This window comes from Thiorhodococcus minor, from assembly GCF_010820565.1.
Classification (GTDB): Bacteria; Pseudomonadota; Gammaproteobacteria; order Chromatiales; family Chromatiaceae; genus Thiorhodococcus; species Thiorhodococcus minor.
In genome coordinates, this window is sequence record NZ_JAAIJQ010000047.1 from 1 (window position 1) to 14335 (window position 14335).

A 14335-nucleotide genomic window follows, 5' to 3' on the forward strand; every position below is an offset into this window, starting at 1 on the left:
CGCAGCTACATGTCTCATCAGCAGTTCACATGGCAGCCACCTCGCAGGCTGCTAGACTGGCCAGGTTTCTCCTGGCACACCAAAGGCGCGAAGGACACGAAGAAAAACAGAGGCTTGCATTGCCGCGTCGCTTCACCCTCTGGGTGAGCATGGCTTCGCAGACAAGATGTTGAAACCCTTTGCGCTCTTTGCGCCCTTTGCGGTTCAACTGCTCTTTTTGGGATGAAATCATGCCCTAGGTTGAGGGGGTGGGAGTCGTGATGCACACCGGACCCACAAGCGAAAACCGGGGAGCTCGCGCCGCGAAGCGACGGCGCAGGGGGCGTCAAGAAACATCAGCCGTCACTCGGGGCAGCCACAGCAGGAGTCGCGCCCCCGCAAAGTCTCGGATCCTCAGGATGACGGAAAGCTGGCGGTCAAGGCCACCAGGCTCTCCAAGCGCACCAGCGCCTCGCCATTGGCGATCGCCTGCTCCGCAAGCACAATGCCATCCGCAAGTGACTCGGCGCGGCCCGCCGCGTAAATGGCGGCGCCCGCGTTGAGCTGCACGATGTCCCGCGCCGGACCGGACCGCCCCTCCAGCACGCCGCGCAGCATCGCCAGACTCTCGGACGGGTCCTTGACGCGGATCTTATCCAGAGCGTCACGCTTCAGACCGAAATCCTCCGGCTGAATGCTGTAGCGGCGGATCTCGCCATCCTTGAGCTCAGCGACATCTGTCGTGTCCGCAATGCTGATCTCGTCCAAGCCATCGCGCGAGTGGACGACCAGGACATGCCGGCTGCCCAGACGCTGCAGCACCTCGGCCAGAGGCTCAAGCAGCTCGGCGCCGAAGACGCCCAGGAGCTGATTCGGGACACCCGCGGGATTGGTCAGCGGCCCCAAGACGTTGAAGACCGTTCGCACACCCAGCTCCCGGCGCGGGCCGATGGCGTGCTTCATCGCGCTGTGATGCCCGGGCGCGAACATGAAGCCGACACCGACCTCGCGCACGCACTGAGCGACCTGCTCTGCCGATAGATCCAGCCGCACGCCGGCCGCCTCCAGCACGTCGGCAGCACCGGACTTGCTGGAGACCGAGCGATTGCCATGCTTGGCGACGTGACAGCCCGCGGCGGCCGCGACGAACATGCTGGTGGTCGAGACATTGAAGGTGCCGGAGGCGTCTCCGCCCGTGCCCACGATGTCGACCGCCTGGTCCAGCCCGGAAATATCGACCCCGGTCGCCAGCTCGCGCATCACGGATGCCGCCGCGGCGATCTCGGCGACCGTCTCGCCCTTCATCCGCAGCGCGACCAGAAACCCCGCGATCTGCGCGGGCGTGGCGCCGCCGGTCATGATGGTCCGCATGACCGCGGTCATCTCCTCGCCGGTCAGGTGCTGGCCCTGGATACAGCGCGCAATGGCGTCTTTCATCTCCATGTCAGCGATCCTCCAGGAAGTTCTTCAGCAGGTCGTGTCCATGCTGCGTCAGGATGGACTCGGGGTGGAATTGCACGCCCTGGATCGGCATCTCGCGATGCCGCACGCCCATGATGGCCTCGCGCTCACCATCCGGCGTCTGCGTCCAGGCGGTGACCTCCAGACAGTCCGGCAGGCTCTCTTGAGAGATCACCAAGGAGTGGTAGCGCGTCGCCTCGAAGGGGTTGCTCAACCCCGAAAAGACACCTTGATCCAGATGGTAGACGGGCGATGTCTTGCCGTGCATGACCTCGGGCGCCTTGACGATCTCACCGCCGAAGGCCTGCCCGATGGATTGATGGCCGAGACAGACGCCGAGGATCGGCACCTGGCCCGCCAGCTCACGGATCAGCGGGACCGAGATGCCCGCCTCGGTGGGCGTGCAGGGTCCGGGCGAGATGACGACCCGATCCGCGCCGAGCGCCGCGGCTTGCTCCACGCTCAGCCCGTCGTTGCGAACGACCCTGACATCCGCGCCCAGCTCGCCGAAATACTGGACCAGGTTGTAGGTGAAGGAATCATAGTTGTCGATCATGAGCAGCATGGTCAGACCCCCTTCAGCCCACAGCCATAGCGATCGATGCCGACTTCCGCCGCGGTCACGGCCCGGAAGATGGCCCGGCCCTTGTTCATGGTCTCCTTCCATTCCAGATCGGGCTGCGAGTCGGCGACGATCCCGGCACCCGCCTGGATATGCAGGGTGCCGTCCTGGATGACCGCCGTGCGGATGGCGATCGCGGTATCCATGTTGCCGTTCCAGGAGAGGTAGCCGACGGCACCCGAGTAGATACCCCGCTTGACCGGCTCGAGCTCGTCGATAATCTCCATGGCGCGGATCTTGGGCGCCCCGGAGACGGTGCCGGCCGGAAAGGTCGCGCGCAGCACGTCGATGGCACTCATCCCCTCCTTGAGCCGGCCCACGACGTTGGAGACGATGTGCATGACATGCGAGTAGCGCTCGACGATCATGCGGTCCGTGAGCCGCACGCTGCCGATCTCGGCAACCCGGCCGGCATCGTTGCGCCCCAGGTCGATCAGCATCAGGTGCTCGGCAAGCTCCTTCGGATCCGCCAGCAGCTCCGCCTCCAGGGCGCGGTCCTCCTCCTCCGTGTAGCCGCGTCGCCGCGTGCCCGCAATGGGCCGAACCGTGACGACTCCGTCCTCCAGACGCGTGAGGATCTCGGGCGAGGAGCCGACGATCTGGAAATCGTCCAGATCCAGGAAGTACATGTAGGGCGACGGATTCAGACCACGCAAGGCGCGGTAGAGGTCCAGCGGCGACGCCTGGAAGGGAATCGACAGCCGCTGCGAGAGCACCACCTGCATGCAGTCGCCGTCGAGGATGTACTCCTTGATGCGCTCGACCGCCGATTTGTAGCCGTCCTCGGTGAAGCCCGAGACGAAATCGGCCTCGCTGACCTCGCGCTGCGAGCCATTGCTGCCGTTCGGCGTGCCATGCCGCATACGCTCGTTGAGCTCGGCGATGCGCGCCTCGCCGGCCTCCAGCGTGTCACCCGCGGTCGGATCCAGGTGCAGGATGATGTACATGCGCCCGCTAAGGTTGTCGAAGACGACGACCTCGTCGGATTCCATCAGCAGGATGTCGGGCGTCCCCAAGAGGTCCGGATTCGGGCACTGCGCCAGCTTGGGCTCGATATAGCGAATGGTGTCATAGCCGAAGTAGCCGACCAGCCCGCCCGTGAAGCGCGGCAGATCGCCCAGCTCGGCGACGCGGAAGCGCGCCTGATAGGACTCGATCCAAGCGAGCGGATCGGCGCTCTCGATCTCCTCGACCACGCGACCGTCGCGCTCGACACGGACCTGCTGCCCAGTGATCTTGATAAGCGTCCGGCACGGCAGGCCGATGATGGAGTAGCGCCCCCATTTCTCGCCGCCGTGGACGGACTCGAAGAGGTAGGAATAAGGTCCCTTCGCCAGCTTGAGATAGACGCTGAGCGGCGTCTCGAGGTCGGCCAGCACCTCGCAAGCGACAGGGATGCGGTTATAGCCCTGGTCTGCCAGGGCACGGAAGGTCTTGGGAGTCATGAGGATCTCCGAGCAGAAATCGGTAACAAGGGTTTCAACGGGCGCGCGCTAGCGTCGCCATCGCCACCCTCTGATTGCTCGCATGCTGATTGCTCGCATGGGATGCCTCTGCATCTCGGCGCGTCCTCAACTCGTCCCTAGACTAGGCTTGCGGGGCCAGCAGGCTCGGCAGCTCGGCCAGTGAATCGACGACCGCATCGGGCTGCGAGTCGCGGATGTCCTGCCCGTGGTTATAGCCGTAGGTCGTACAGATGATCTTGAAGCCGGCCGCCCGCGCGGCCGAGACATCGCTCACCGAGTCGCCGATCATGAGCGCATCCTCGGGCGCCACACCAAAATGCCCGGCCGCGTGCATCAAGGGCAAGGGATCCGGCTTCTTGCGCGGCAGCGTATCGCCACTCACCACGATGCCGAAGTCATCGCGCAGCCCGACATGCTCGAGCAGCGGCTCCGTGAAGCGCGCGGCCTTATTGGTGATGCAACCGAGCCCGTAGCCGGCCGACTTCATGAAGTCGACCCCTTCGCGAACCCCGGGATAGACCACCGAGCGGTTGTAGGTATTGGCCGAGTAGAGCTCGAGGAAGATCGGATAGGCGCGCTGATAGAGCACCTCATCCGGCTCGCCGTCCAACTGACCGATCAGGGCGCGCCGCACCAGACGCTCGACGCCGTTGCCGACCCAGTTGCGCACCGCCGCCTCGCTGCGCACAGGGAGACCGAGCCGCGCCATCATGGCGTCGACGCAGTAGGCGAGGTCCGGGACGCTATCCACGAGCGTCCCATCCAGGTCACAGAGGATCATCTTCGGTCGAAACATCTGGGACTGCTCCTTAGGGATCCGCGCGCTCAGCGGCTGACGCTGCCGAGGGCCTCGCGCATCTGACCGATGATGCTGTCGTAGCAATGGGGATCCGAGTCCTTGCCCTTGCCGAAGATGCCCGAGCCGGAAACGAAGGTGTCCGCGCCAGCGGCCTTGATCTCGGCGATGTTGTCGACCTTGACGCCGCCGTCGATCTCGAGGCGGATATCGAGACCAGAGTCGTCGATCATCTTGCGCACCGCGCGCAGCTTGTCCAGCGCGCCTGGGATGAAGCTCTGCCCGCCGAAGCCAGGGTTCACCGACATCAGCAGGATCATGTCCACCTTGTCCAGCACATAGTCCAGGTGACTCAGGGGCGTGGCCGGGTTGAAGACCAGTCCGGACTTGCAGCCCTCGCCGCGGATGAGCTGCAGGGTGCGGTCGATGTGCTCGCTCGCCTCCGGGTGGAAGGTGATATAGGTCGCGCCGGCCTTGGCGAAGTCCGGAATGATGCGGTCCACCGGCTTCACCATGAGGTGAACGTCGATGGGCGCGGTCACGCCATGCTTGCGCAGCGCCTCGCAGACCAGCGGCCCGATCGTCAGGTTGGGCACATAATGGTTGTCCATGACGTCGAAATGGACGATGTCGGCGCCGGCGGCCAGAACATTGTCGACCTCTTGCCCGAGCTTGGCAAAATCGGCCGAGAGTATCGAGGGAGCGATGAGATCAACCGCCATGAGTCTGTCCTCCGCAGGCCAGGTCACGCATCAAGCCGCGCCCAAGGCCGGGGTTTAATTGGAATTGGGTAGGTCAAAGGCCGCAACTCTACCCCAAGCGGGCGAACTTTTCACTCTACGCCTGGCGGCGCTCCAGGACCCGACCAGAGGCACCTCGGCTTCGGGAGGAGGCCAGGTCGATGCACGCAGCGCCGCTGCCGGCCTCACTTCCCTTTCAGATACTGCTCGTCACTGAAGGAGTAGACCCACTGGGGCTTGAAGGCGACCAGCACGACCATGGCCCAGCCGTTGAGAAAGGCCTCCGGCATGAACATCAAGGGGAAGAAGGGGATCACCTGCTCGCCCATCTCGGCATAGCTGTAGGCGCCGCTCATGACGAGCAAGGCGATGGCGACATAGGCGGCAAAGGCAGCTGCCAGACCCGCGGTGACGAAGCCGTTGATCAGCACGTAGACGAAGAATTGCTTGGGCAGGTACCACCGGATGAGGATGAGCGCGACCTGCGTCAGGCTGATCGGCACAATGGCGGTCACGAAGACATTCACGCCGAAGCCGCTCCAACTCCCCCCGGTATTCAAGGTCACCCCCACCAAGGCAAGCGCCGCGGCGATGACCGCGAACGACCAGCCGAACATGAGGGTGATCGCCGTCACGCCGAGCAGGTGATAGTCGAGGCCCGGCTGGACCTGGGTATCCAGATGCCAAAGCAGCAGCAGGGCCACCGTCGCCCCGAAAAAGACGTTGGCCTGCTCCTGATCCCAGAGCTTTCGCCAAGGCGCCAAGCGCAGTGCCAGCAGGAGCGACAGCACGGACAGCAGGATGACGACCCAGCGCAACAGCGGAGAGAGGAGGTCGGGATCGATCGTCATTCTTAGCCCCTGGCTGAGCGTGATGGATTCCGGCTGGAGCGAGCCGCAGCACTCAACCGCACCGATCGAGCCCGCGGGGCGGCTCCACAGGCTCTCAATGCGGCCGAGTCTGCCGTTATCATCCCTCTGACCACAGGCAGGCCGAGCGCTTGCCCGGATCGAGCCCAATCGACGAGACCGACTCGGGAGAACCTGCATGCACTACCGACAGCTAGGCCGCACCGGCATTCAAGTCAGCGCCCTGTGCCTGGGCACCATGACCTTTGGCGAGCAGAACACCGAGACGGAGGCGCACGCGCAGCTCGATCGCGCGCTCGACGCCGGCATCAACTTCATCGACACGGCCGAGATGTATCCGGTTCCGCCACTGGCGGAGACGCAGGGACGCACCGAGCGTTATATCGGCACCTGGCTCAGGGCGCGCGGCTGCCGCGACAAGGTCGTGCTCGCCACCAAGGTCGCCGGTCCGGCCGATTGGCTGCCCCACATCCGCGGTGTCGAGGCCAGGCTCGACCGCAAGAATATCCAGGCGGCCGTCGACGACAGCCTGCGCCGGCTGCAGACGGACTGGATCGACCTCTACCAACTGCATTGGCCGGACCGCGAGACCAATTTCTTCGGCAAGCTCGGCTTCACGCCGAGCGAGCAAGACGAGAGCGTGCCACTGCTCGAGACGCTCCAGGTCCTGGATGATCTGGTGAAGGCCGGCAAGATCCGGCACGTCGGCGTCTCGAACGAGACACCCTGGGGACTGATGCGTTTCCTGAGCCTCGCCGAAGCCCAGGAGCTGCCCAGAATGGTGAGCATCCAGAACCCTTATAGCCTGCTCAATCGCACCCTCGAGATCGGACTTGCCGAGATCGCGCTGCGCGAGGACTGCGGACTCCTCGCCTACTCGCCGCTCGCCTTCGGCGTTCTCTCCGGGAAGTACCTGAACGGCCAGCGGCCGGCGGGCGCGCGCATCACGCTGTTCGACCGGTTCAGCCGCTATTCCAGCCCCGAGGCCGAGAGGGCGACCGCGGACTACGTCGACCTCGCGCGGCGTCATGGGCTAGACCCGGCGCAGATGGCGCTCGCCTGGGTGACCAGCCGCCCCTTCACCACCTCCAACATCATCGGGGCGACCACCATGGAGCAGCTGGAAAGCAATCTCGCAAGCATCGACCTGACGCTGGAGCAGGAGGTGATCGACGCGCTCGAGGCCATCCACACCAAACAGCCAAACCCCGCCCCTTGATGCGATCGTCCGTGGGAAGTCCTGAAGCGCCACGGCCGACGACGCGGCGCCTGGATCTCCCATGCCCGACACGACCGGCTCAGGACCAGCCGGCGCGCCTCGCCTCGGCGATCAGGCCATCGAGCCCGCTGAAACCGCACTTCAAGCCCGCGAGATGAACCGCACGGCTCACGGCCTCTCGGGGCGCCAGACCACGCATCAGCCCGTCGATCACGCCGGCATTGAGGCAGTCGCCCGCACCCAAGGTATCGACGACCCGGCCGGGCGCATGCGCCTCGGCATGCTCGACCCGCCCTCCTCGCACGAGCCAGTAGGCGCCCTCGGCACCCCAGCCGAGAACGCAGAGGCCGGCGGTCGTGCCTTGCGCCAAGTCGCGAAGAAAGGCGGCGGGATCCTCGAAGCCCTGCGCCTGAGCATAGGCCCGACCAGCGAGGATCAGGTGCGGCCCAGCCAGCAGCGCTGCGATGCCGGGGCGCGGCTTCTCCAGCTCGAGGGAGACGACGGCATGCGGCGCGCGGCGGCGGGCGCTGCCGATCATGGACGCCGTCTCGGCGGGATTGCGGCCCTCGAAGTGAATCCAGTGCAGGCCTGCGAGCGATAGGGCGGCGAAGGCCTTCGAATCCAGCTCCGGCAGGTCGCGAAAGTGGACGATGGTTCGGCTGCCAGTCGCCCGGCTGAGCGCGATGTAGGACGTGGGCGTCGTCGCCCCGGGAACGCGGACCGCGGTGGTCGCATCGATTCCATGCCGCTCGAGATCCAGCAGCACCTGCTGGCTGGCGGCGTCATCCGCAAGGGTACCGGCCCAAGCGCATCCATGGCCGAGCTGAGCCAAGATCGAGAGACTGTTGGTGACATTGCCGCCGCGGACCCGGCGCTGGGCAAGGGCGCGTACCTCGACGTCTTCTGAAGGGTAGCACTCGACCTCGTTGACCAGGTCCAGTGTAGCGATGCCGACGCCGAGGACGCGGCAAGCGGAAGAGGGACGAAAAGCGGACGGGAGATCAGGAATCCCTGGCAACACGGAACCCCAGCATGTTCAGCTGTGTTTGTGGGGCGAAGCGCGCGCGCATGTAGGAGCGCATCGAGGACGAGGGCTTGTTGAAGGCACCGCCGCGGGCGACGCGGGTCATGCACTCCCCGGCGATCCGTGCGGAGCCATCTGCCGGCGCCCCCTCGTACCCGGCGACATAGCAATCGGCAGCCCATTCCATGACGTTCCCAGCCGTATCGTAGAGCCCGAAGGGATTCGGCGCGAAACGCTTCACGGGGGCCGTGGAGCGATTGTCCCACTGGCTGCCGCAATCGAAGCAGACCGCACGATCAGGCTCCAGAGCGTAGCCCCACCAGAAGGAGCTTTGGGTGCCGGCCCGCGCGGCGTACTCCCACTCGGCCTCGGTCGGAAGCCGGTAGCGACGTCCCGTCTGTTGCGAGAGCCAAGCGGTGTAGGCGCGCGCGTCGTCCCAGCTGACACCGACGACAGGTCGCGTGCCACGTCCCCAGCCGTAGTCGTCCGGCGGCGCCCTCCCGGTGGCGCGCGCGAATCGGTCGTACTCCTGAAAGGTCACTTCGTGGAGGCCGATCATGAAGGGCAGCAGCCGAACCTCGTGGGCCGGGCTGAAGTCCTGACCGGCAAGGCTGTTGTATCCCATCTGGAAGACGCCGCCATCCAAGGCGACCAGCGCCGGCCCAGTGCCGCCGCTGCCGAGCCGATCCTGATGCAACCGCGGCGGCGCAGCCGGCACGCGCCGCGCCTGGTCCAGGGGCACCTCGACGATCTCCTCGCCCGCCGCGATCGCCGACGGCTCGGGCACCGTCGGCAAGCCGGGATCGGGCGTCAGCTCGGCGCGCGGCTGCAGGTCCGGCAGGGGGATCTCGAGCTTGCCCCACAGCGAATAGAGCAGCGTCACCATCGCCAAGGAGAGCAGCAGGAAGACGACGACGGCCCCCGCGATCACCAGGTGCCTCGGCGTCTTGGGCTTCTCCGAGAGGGCTGGAGCAGGCTCCACGGGTGCGGTAGTGGGCTGCTCTTGCTGGACGCGCTTCGCCTCGACCAGCTCGAGCCTCAGGCGCTCGACCTCGGCGAGGGCATCCTTCAGCGCCTTGTCCTTGCGCTCGACCTCCTGCTTGAGGCTATCGTAGGCGATATTCTGATCCTCCAGCTCGTCCTCGAGCCGGCGGCATTCCTCGGTGATGTGATCGAGCGCCTGCTCCTTGGCTTCGAGGGTCTGCTGCAGCATCGTCATTTCTTGCTGCATCGCAAGCCGCTCGGTCGCCGTCGCGATCGAGCTGTCCGGGGCATAATCCCGCTCGGCGAGCCTGTCGTTCAGGCGCATTACCTCTTCTTCCGCCTCCTTACGCATCTGGTCCAGCGTCTTGCGCAAAGACTCGGACTCGTCGTCGAATTGTGCTTGCGAGTCGATTTTTTCGGCCATGCTTCGGCATCACTTTATTGATTTGGACGGCGACTCGAACGCCCGGGCTGCAAAACACCGCCCGCGCCTCGACCGTGGAGCAGCGCACAATCCCGCGAGCACCAATAGATCGTCGGCCGTCTTGGTCTCCGGAGTTGGAAATACCCGGCTCCGTCCCAGGCTAGCCCACCGCCTCGGGCAGGTCCTTAGCGCACCAGTGCCTATTTACACGAATTTCCGAGATCACAACGAGACACCCTCCGCAAAGAGCAGTGGGCCGAGACACCACGCGGCCACATCCATCGATGGCTGGGCGCACGCCAACGCGCGAGAACGCGCGAGAACGCGCGAGAACGCGCCAATTAAACACGCAGCGCAGACCCCGTCCATAGCAGCAAGCTCGCGCGGCCAAGAGCCGGGCGCGCCAAGCCCCCTGGGAGGCCGCGCACGATCGTCTTTCGAGGGTCACGGTTTGGGGCTAACCTTAGCAGCTTGCCCCGTCCTGGCTTCCCGCATCGAGGAGTATCGCCGAATGCCATTGCCCTTCAAGGAGCACCCGCTACGCCACCAGACGATCGCCGAGCTGCACGCCCGCACCTACGAGCCGTTGCGTGCACCCGAGCGCATCTCGCACATCACGACGGTCTGCGGCGAGCGCGGCACGGGGCGCAACCTACGCTATCTGCTCAAGCTGCTCGAGCATTACGGCCTGCCGCTCCCCGACTCCGTGGACCAGCACTACCGGGCCGAGCTCGGCGACATCCGTATGCTGTGGGAGCGTCACACCGAATTCGTGACCTATACCTTCATCAAGCACGGCAGCTTCGATCACCCCTTCGCCTCCCCCGTGCTCAACGAGCTCCCGGCAGAATGGCTCAAGCACCTTCCGGGCGAAGTGGTGGCCGCGGTCTCGCTGGCATTGGAGCCGCAAGACGCGCCCGAGCTGAGCACAGAGGAGCTCAGCCAGCTCTTCGCCGACAATGTGGTGATCGGCTCACAGGTGGTTGGTGGCGCAGCGCGCGCCTGGTCGGACCTACGCATCCATGGCGATGGGCTCTCGCGCATCCTCCTGCGCGATCAAGGCCTGTCCAAGAACCAGGCCGGCCGGCTGGCCAAACGCATCCTGGAAGTCAGCTCCTATCGCGCCATGGCGCTGCTCGGCCTGCCTCCGGCGCGCGAGGCCAATCGGCTCCTCAGCAAGGCAGACGGCCGCTTGGTCCAGGTCGCGACCCGAATGTCCAGCGACGAGCGCGCCGAGACCGGCTCGCAGAAGGCCCTGTTGGCCGAGCTCACGGCGCTCGCCGTCGATATCGAGACCATCGCCGCCAAGACCAGCTATCGCTTCGAGGCGTCCAAGGCCTACTATGGCGTCGTGGCGCAGCGGCTCGAGCAGCTGCGTCAGCGCCGCATCGAGGGTCTACAGACCTTCACCGAGTTCCTCGATGCCCGTCTGGCACCCGCCATTGCGACCTGTGATTCGACATCGCAACGGCAGCACGACCTTGCCGAGCGCGCGGCCCGCCTGACCAGCCTGCTACGCGCCCGGGTCGAGGTCGAGCTGCAGCGCCAGAACCGCACGCTCTTAGAGTCCATGGACAGGCGCGCTCAGGTCCAGCTCCGCCTCCAAGAGACCGTGGAAGGTCTCTCGGTGATCGCGATCGGCTACTACGGCGTCGGCCTAGTTGGCTATCTGCTGAAGGGGCTGGAGGGGCACGGCTTTGCGATCGATGCCAGCTATTTGACCGGCCTTTCGGCGCCGGTCGTCGTCCTGCTCGCCTGGCTCGGCATTCGCCGCATGAAGGCGCGGCTACTGAAATCCGCCGACGCCTGATAAACAAAGCCGCGCCCTCTCGGCCATGGCCCGGCGCTGCGCCCGCGGGCTCCGAACGGCCGGATCCAGCCCTCAAGAGGAGGGCACGGGGCGCAGGGTCAGCCGGCCGTCGGAGAGAACGACCTCCATGAGTCTGAGGTAGGACATGCCCAAGAGCACCTGATCGCCGTGCATGTTCGGCAGCACCGTCGCCTTGACCCGCTCGGCGACGAGACCGCCGACATCGACCCTGTCCAGCCAAGCCGACCAGCTGCGGACATTGCCGTTCCCCGTCTTGCTGATCCCGCCCGGCGTCAGTTTCAGGTCGAGGGCCTGCGCAACGCGGTAGGGCATGGCGACATCCACGGAGCCCGTGTCGACCAGCATCTCCACCCGCGCCCCATTGATGCGGCCAGTCGTCACATATTGATTGACCTGATTCTCCTCGAGCACGACTTCCGGAGTCCCGGCAGGCCCTAGGTAGGCGACCGGGTGCGGATTCGGATTGCCGCGCGTGCCGGTCTGAGCCAGCGCCCAAGCCACGCCCAGCCCGACGACAGTCAGCACCAGGAGACCTCGGTACTGACCCAGCCATAGCATCTTCAAAGCTCGATTCCTCGATTATCGATTGCTCCCCCCGCGATCACGCGGATTCCGGGTGCAGAGTAGCGCGAAACCGCGAGACTGACGAGGTTGCGCCAAGCGCGCCAAGCAGGCCACCGGCGCAGGGTCGATGCGCCCAGTCCCTTGAGGTCAGTCGCCCAAGTGGGGACGAAGAATCAGCCGATCCCCGCGCTGAATCATCTCCAGATGACGCAGGTAGCTCATGCCGAGCAGGACGTCATCGCCCGGCATGCTCGGCAGCACACTGGCACGGACGTTTTCGGCCACCAGCCCACCCAGCTCGACACGGTCCAGCCGCGTCAGCCAGGTCCGCACGGTCCCGTTGGCTGTCACCGACATGCCACCGGGACGCATCTGCAGATCCAGGCGGCGCGCGAGCGGCAGTGGCAGCGCCACGTCCGTCGCACCCGTGTCGACGAGGAAACGGACCGGCATGCCATTGATGGCACCACTGGCCACGAAGTGCCCCGCACGGTTGCGCTCGAGCACGACTTGCGGCGCTCCCTCGACGCTCCGCGTCAGGACCGGGCTCGGATTGGGGTTCTCCTGGCGCTCGAAGAGCTGATTGAAGAGCATGAAGAGGAGCGCCAGCCCGGCGATCCAAGCGCCGAAGAGCATGGCGCGCCCGACGCGTGAGGGGAAATCGTCGCGAGACGGACCGTCGCCAGGCGGAAGGGGGTCCATCAGCCGCGCTCCGGAGCCGGGAAGCGACGGCTCACTGCCGCCCTAAGCGGCCTGCTGCGGGCAGGCGGGCGAGCGGCTCGGGATCGGCAATGCGTCCGCGCGGCAGGCCGCGGATGGGGCCTGCTGCGCGGAGGAGCCAAGTCAGCGTGGCACATAGCCCAGCTGCTGACGCGCCGTGCGCTGGAACCGAACACGATAGTAGGATGCCGCGCTCTGCCCGTTCGCGACGACGTCATAGACCTTCCAGCCGTCATCCGACTCCGACATCCGGAACTCCAGGCGCGACGGGTAGCCACCGGCCTGCATGATGGCCACGTTGACGCTCACGGATCCGCGCGCCCCCCGCCTCGGGCGCAGCATGCGCACCTTCTGCCCGTCGTAGCCGATTAGATTGCGCGCCAGGGTCGAGAGGAAATCAGATTCGATCTGGGCCGCAAGCGCCTTCTTCTCCTCCGGCGCCATCCCCTGATAGGCCGGGCCAGCGACCCATTGCGCCATGTAGTCGAAGTCGAAATAAGGCGCGATCTCGCGGTCCAGGAAGGCGGCGACCTGCAAATTGTTCGGAGCCGTCCCCTTCGCGAGGAAATCGAGCAGCTTATCCATCCCCTCCTTGAGCGCGGCGACGGCCTGCATCTCGGAGCTTGCGGCCATGGACTTGGCGCCACCGCGCACGGGCATTCCCGAATAGGGAGCGGGCGCACGCGCCGAATAGCCGGGCGCTGCCGAGAGGCCATAGCCCTGAGGCTGGGCCGCCAGCGGGGCCGAGGCGAGGACGAGCAGGGCAGCAGAGCAGAGCACACGAGACTTCATCGGTTTCCTCCTGACTTATTGTATTGACTGATCGAATCGTCTTGACCGATCGAAGCATTGACCGATCGAAACGGTGTGGCGAGGTTGCCAACCACCCCCAAGAAAAGCAAGCACGAAGCACCACCGGCCCTGCCCGCCACCGCCCCGGACCAAACATTGATCCAGACACTCGGGGAGCCGTGCGAGCACCCGGCACCCGGCACCCGGCACCCGGCACCCGAGGGGGCGACCGCCTTCATGGCCGAGCTGCACTTGGGCTCGCCGCCAAGCCTCGACAGCTGCCGCTCCTGGGAGGGCGTCCTCGACGAAGAGCCCGACTTCCGTAACCTGGCTCGAGCACTCGAGGTCATTTGAGCCTGAGCGCGAGCGGCCTGAATCTGAGAGACCTCGGGCGGCAGGCTGGCGACAGCCAGGGCCAAGGTGGCGTTGGACGGGCCATGTGGAGGCAAGGGAGAGCGTCGGCGCCTGATCGCGGCGAAGGCGCCGGGACCAGGCGGTCATTGCCGAATGATGCGGAACCAGGGCTCGAGCGCGTGGGCGCTGAGGTAATCCTAATCGGAGCAGTCAGCCGCCAGCGGAGGAACATCATGCAGTTGCCGAATTCTCTGGCCGGCCAGCCGCTCACCCGTTGGGTGACGCGGAGAAGACCTGAAAGCAGCTCCAAGACAAAGCTCGGCGTCGGTCATCGATTGGCCCGGCGTCCCGCAGTCGGGTGGACAGGCGCAGCGCAGTCCACCAACGCCGGCGCGGGATTCGGCGGACTTCGCTCTCGAGACTGTGAGAGTCATCCAAGCGCACCGCGAAGAGCGCAGATTGGTGTAGGTTGGGCCGACGCAGGGGGGCC

At 65.8% G+C, this 14335-nt stretch carries 14 protein-coding genes; 3 read left to right on the top strand and 11 right to left on the bottom strand.

Going from position 1 to position 14335, the window contains the following annotated elements:
* Positions 1 to 393 precede the first annotated feature (393 nt).
* The 6 genes from trpD to G3446_RS15660 all read right to left on the bottom strand — a co-directional run bounded on the left by trpD (position 394) and on the right by G3446_RS15660 (position 5915).
* Positions 394 to 1422: an anthranilate phosphoribosyltransferase gene (gene trpD, locus G3446_RS15635; protein WP_164453765.1), complete on the bottom strand. Its 1029-nt coding sequence runs from the start codon at positions 1420 to 1422 to the stop codon at positions 394 to 396.
* 1 nt (position 1423) lies between these two features.
* Positions 1424 to 2005, bottom strand: coding sequence for an anthranilate synthase component II (locus G3446_RS15640; protein WP_164453766.1), 582 nt, complete (start codon positions 2003 to 2005; stop codon positions 1424 to 1426).
* 2 nt (positions 2006 to 2007) lie between these two features.
* Entirely contained in the window at positions 2008 to 3507 is a 1500-nt protein-coding gene (trpE, locus tag G3446_RS15645; RefSeq protein ID WP_164453767.1) for an anthranilate synthase component I, read from the bottom strand.
* A gap of 142 nt (positions 3508 to 3649) precedes the next feature.
* Positions 3650 to 4324 carry a phosphoglycolate phosphatase gene (locus G3446_RS15650; RefSeq protein WP_164453768.1) on the bottom strand — a complete coding sequence of 225 codons (675 nt, stop codon included), beginning with the start codon at positions 4322 to 4324 and terminating at the stop codon, positions 3650 to 3652.
* 29 nt (positions 4325 to 4353) lie between these two features.
* Positions 4354 to 5046, bottom strand: a complete 693-nt coding sequence (gene rpe / locus G3446_RS15655) for a ribulose-phosphate 3-epimerase (protein ID WP_164453769.1) — start codon at positions 5044 to 5046, stop codon at positions 4354 to 4356.
* A gap of 203 nt (positions 5047 to 5249) precedes the next feature.
* Complete coding sequence (locus tag G3446_RS15660; protein WP_164453770.1) at positions 5250 to 5915, bottom strand: energy-coupling factor ABC transporter permease; 666 nt, start codon at positions 5913 to 5915, stop codon at positions 5250 to 5252.
* A 196-nt stretch (positions 5916 to 6111) separates the two neighbouring features.
* Between G3446_RS15660 and G3446_RS15665 the strand changes: the two genes are divergently transcribed.
* Entirely contained in the window at positions 6112 to 7152 is a 1041-nt protein-coding gene (locus G3446_RS15665) for an NADP(H)-dependent aldo-keto reductase (RefSeq protein ID WP_164453771.1), read from the top strand.
* Between the two features lie 79 nt (positions 7153 to 7231).
* On the opposite strand, the gene G3446_RS15670 is transcribed toward G3446_RS15665, so the two are convergent.
* Together G3446_RS15670 and G3446_RS15675 are read right to left on the bottom strand one after the other, a co-directional pair.
* A complete protein-coding gene (locus G3446_RS15670) occupies positions 7232 to 8170 on the bottom strand; it encodes a PfkB family carbohydrate kinase (RefSeq protein ID WP_209262456.1) in 939 nt (312 codons plus the stop codon).
* A complete protein-coding gene (locus G3446_RS15675) occupies positions 8154 to 9584 on the bottom strand; it encodes a formylglycine-generating enzyme family protein (RefSeq protein ID WP_164453772.1) in 1431 nt (476 codons plus the stop codon). Before G3446_RS15675 ends, G3446_RS15670 begins: the two co-directional genes overlap by 17 nt.
* Positions 9585 to 10095: 511 nt before the next feature.
* Here G3446_RS15675 and G3446_RS15680 point away from each other — a divergent pair.
* A complete protein-coding gene (locus G3446_RS15680) occupies positions 10096 to 11394 on the top strand; it encodes a DUF3422 family protein (RefSeq protein ID WP_164453773.1) in 1299 nt (432 codons plus the stop codon).
* Between the two features lie 72 nt (positions 11395 to 11466).
* Here the strand turns inward: G3446_RS15680 and G3446_RS15685 are convergent, their stop codons facing one another.
* The 3 genes from G3446_RS15685 to G3446_RS15695 all read right to left on the bottom strand — a co-directional run bounded on the left by G3446_RS15685 (position 11467) and on the right by G3446_RS15695 (position 13491).
* A complete protein-coding gene (locus G3446_RS15685; RefSeq protein ID WP_164453774.1) occupies positions 11467 to 11973 on the bottom strand; it encodes a retropepsin-like aspartic protease family protein in 507 nt (168 codons plus the stop codon).
* Positions 11974 to 12126: 153 nt separating this feature from the next.
* A complete protein-coding gene (locus G3446_RS15690; protein ID WP_164453775.1) occupies positions 12127 to 12681 on the bottom strand; it encodes a retropepsin-like aspartic protease family protein in 555 nt (184 codons plus the stop codon).
* A gap of 141 nt (positions 12682 to 12822) precedes the next feature.
* Positions 12823 to 13491, bottom strand: coding sequence for an MlaC/ttg2D family ABC transporter substrate-binding protein (locus G3446_RS15695; RefSeq protein WP_164453776.1), 669 nt, complete (start codon positions 13489 to 13491; stop codon positions 12823 to 12825).
* Between the two features lie 84 nt (positions 13492 to 13575).
* Between G3446_RS15695 and G3446_RS15700 the strand changes: the two genes are divergently transcribed.
* Positions 13576 to 13845, top strand: coding sequence for a hypothetical protein (locus G3446_RS15700; RefSeq protein ID WP_164453777.1), 270 nt, complete (start codon positions 13576 to 13578; stop codon positions 13843 to 13845).
* Positions 13846 to 14335 lie beyond the last annotated feature (490 nt).

Coding starts and splice junctions, on each gene's coding strand:
- G3446_RS15680 (WP_164453773.1), top strand. CDS start 10,096: ATGCCATTGCCCTTCAAGGAGCACCCGCTACGCCACCAGACGATCGCC.
- G3446_RS15640 (WP_164453766.1), bottom strand. CDS start 2,005: ATGCTGCTCATGATCGACAACTATGATTCCTTCACCTACAACCTGGTC.
- G3446_RS15695 (WP_164453776.1), bottom strand. CDS start 13,491: ATGAAGTCTCGTGTGCTCTGCTCTGCTGCCCTGCTCGTCCTCGCCTCG.
- G3446_RS15665 (WP_164453771.1), top strand. CDS start 6,112: ATGCACTACCGACAGCTAGGCCGCACCGGCATTCAAGTCAGCGCCCTG.
- G3446_RS15650 (WP_164453768.1), bottom strand. CDS start 4,324: ATGTTTCGACCGAAGATGATCCTCTGTGACCTGGATGGGACGCTCGTG.
- trpD (WP_164453765.1), bottom strand. CDS start 1,422: ATGGAGATGAAAGACGCCATTGCGCGCTGTATCCAGGGCCAGCACCTG.
- G3446_RS15675 (WP_164453772.1), bottom strand. CDS start 9,584: ATGGCCGAAAAAATCGACTCGCAAGCACAATTCGACGACGAGTCCGAG.
- G3446_RS15685 (WP_164453774.1), bottom strand. CDS start 11,973: ATGCTATGGCTGGGTCAGTACCGAGGTCTCCTGGTGCTGACTGTCGTC.
- G3446_RS15690 (WP_164453775.1), bottom strand. CDS start 12,681: ATGGACCCCCTTCCGCCTGGCGACGGTCCGTCTCGCGACGATTTCCCC.
- trpE (WP_164453767.1), bottom strand. CDS start 3,507: ATGACTCCCAAGACCTTCCGTGCCCTGGCAGACCAGGGCTATAACCGC.
- rpe (WP_164453769.1), bottom strand. CDS start 5,046: ATGGCGGTTGATCTCATCGCTCCCTCGATACTCTCGGCCGATTTTGCC.
- G3446_RS15660 (WP_164453770.1), bottom strand. CDS start 5,915: ATGACGATCGATCCCGACCTCCTCTCTCCGCTGTTGCGCTGGGTCGTC.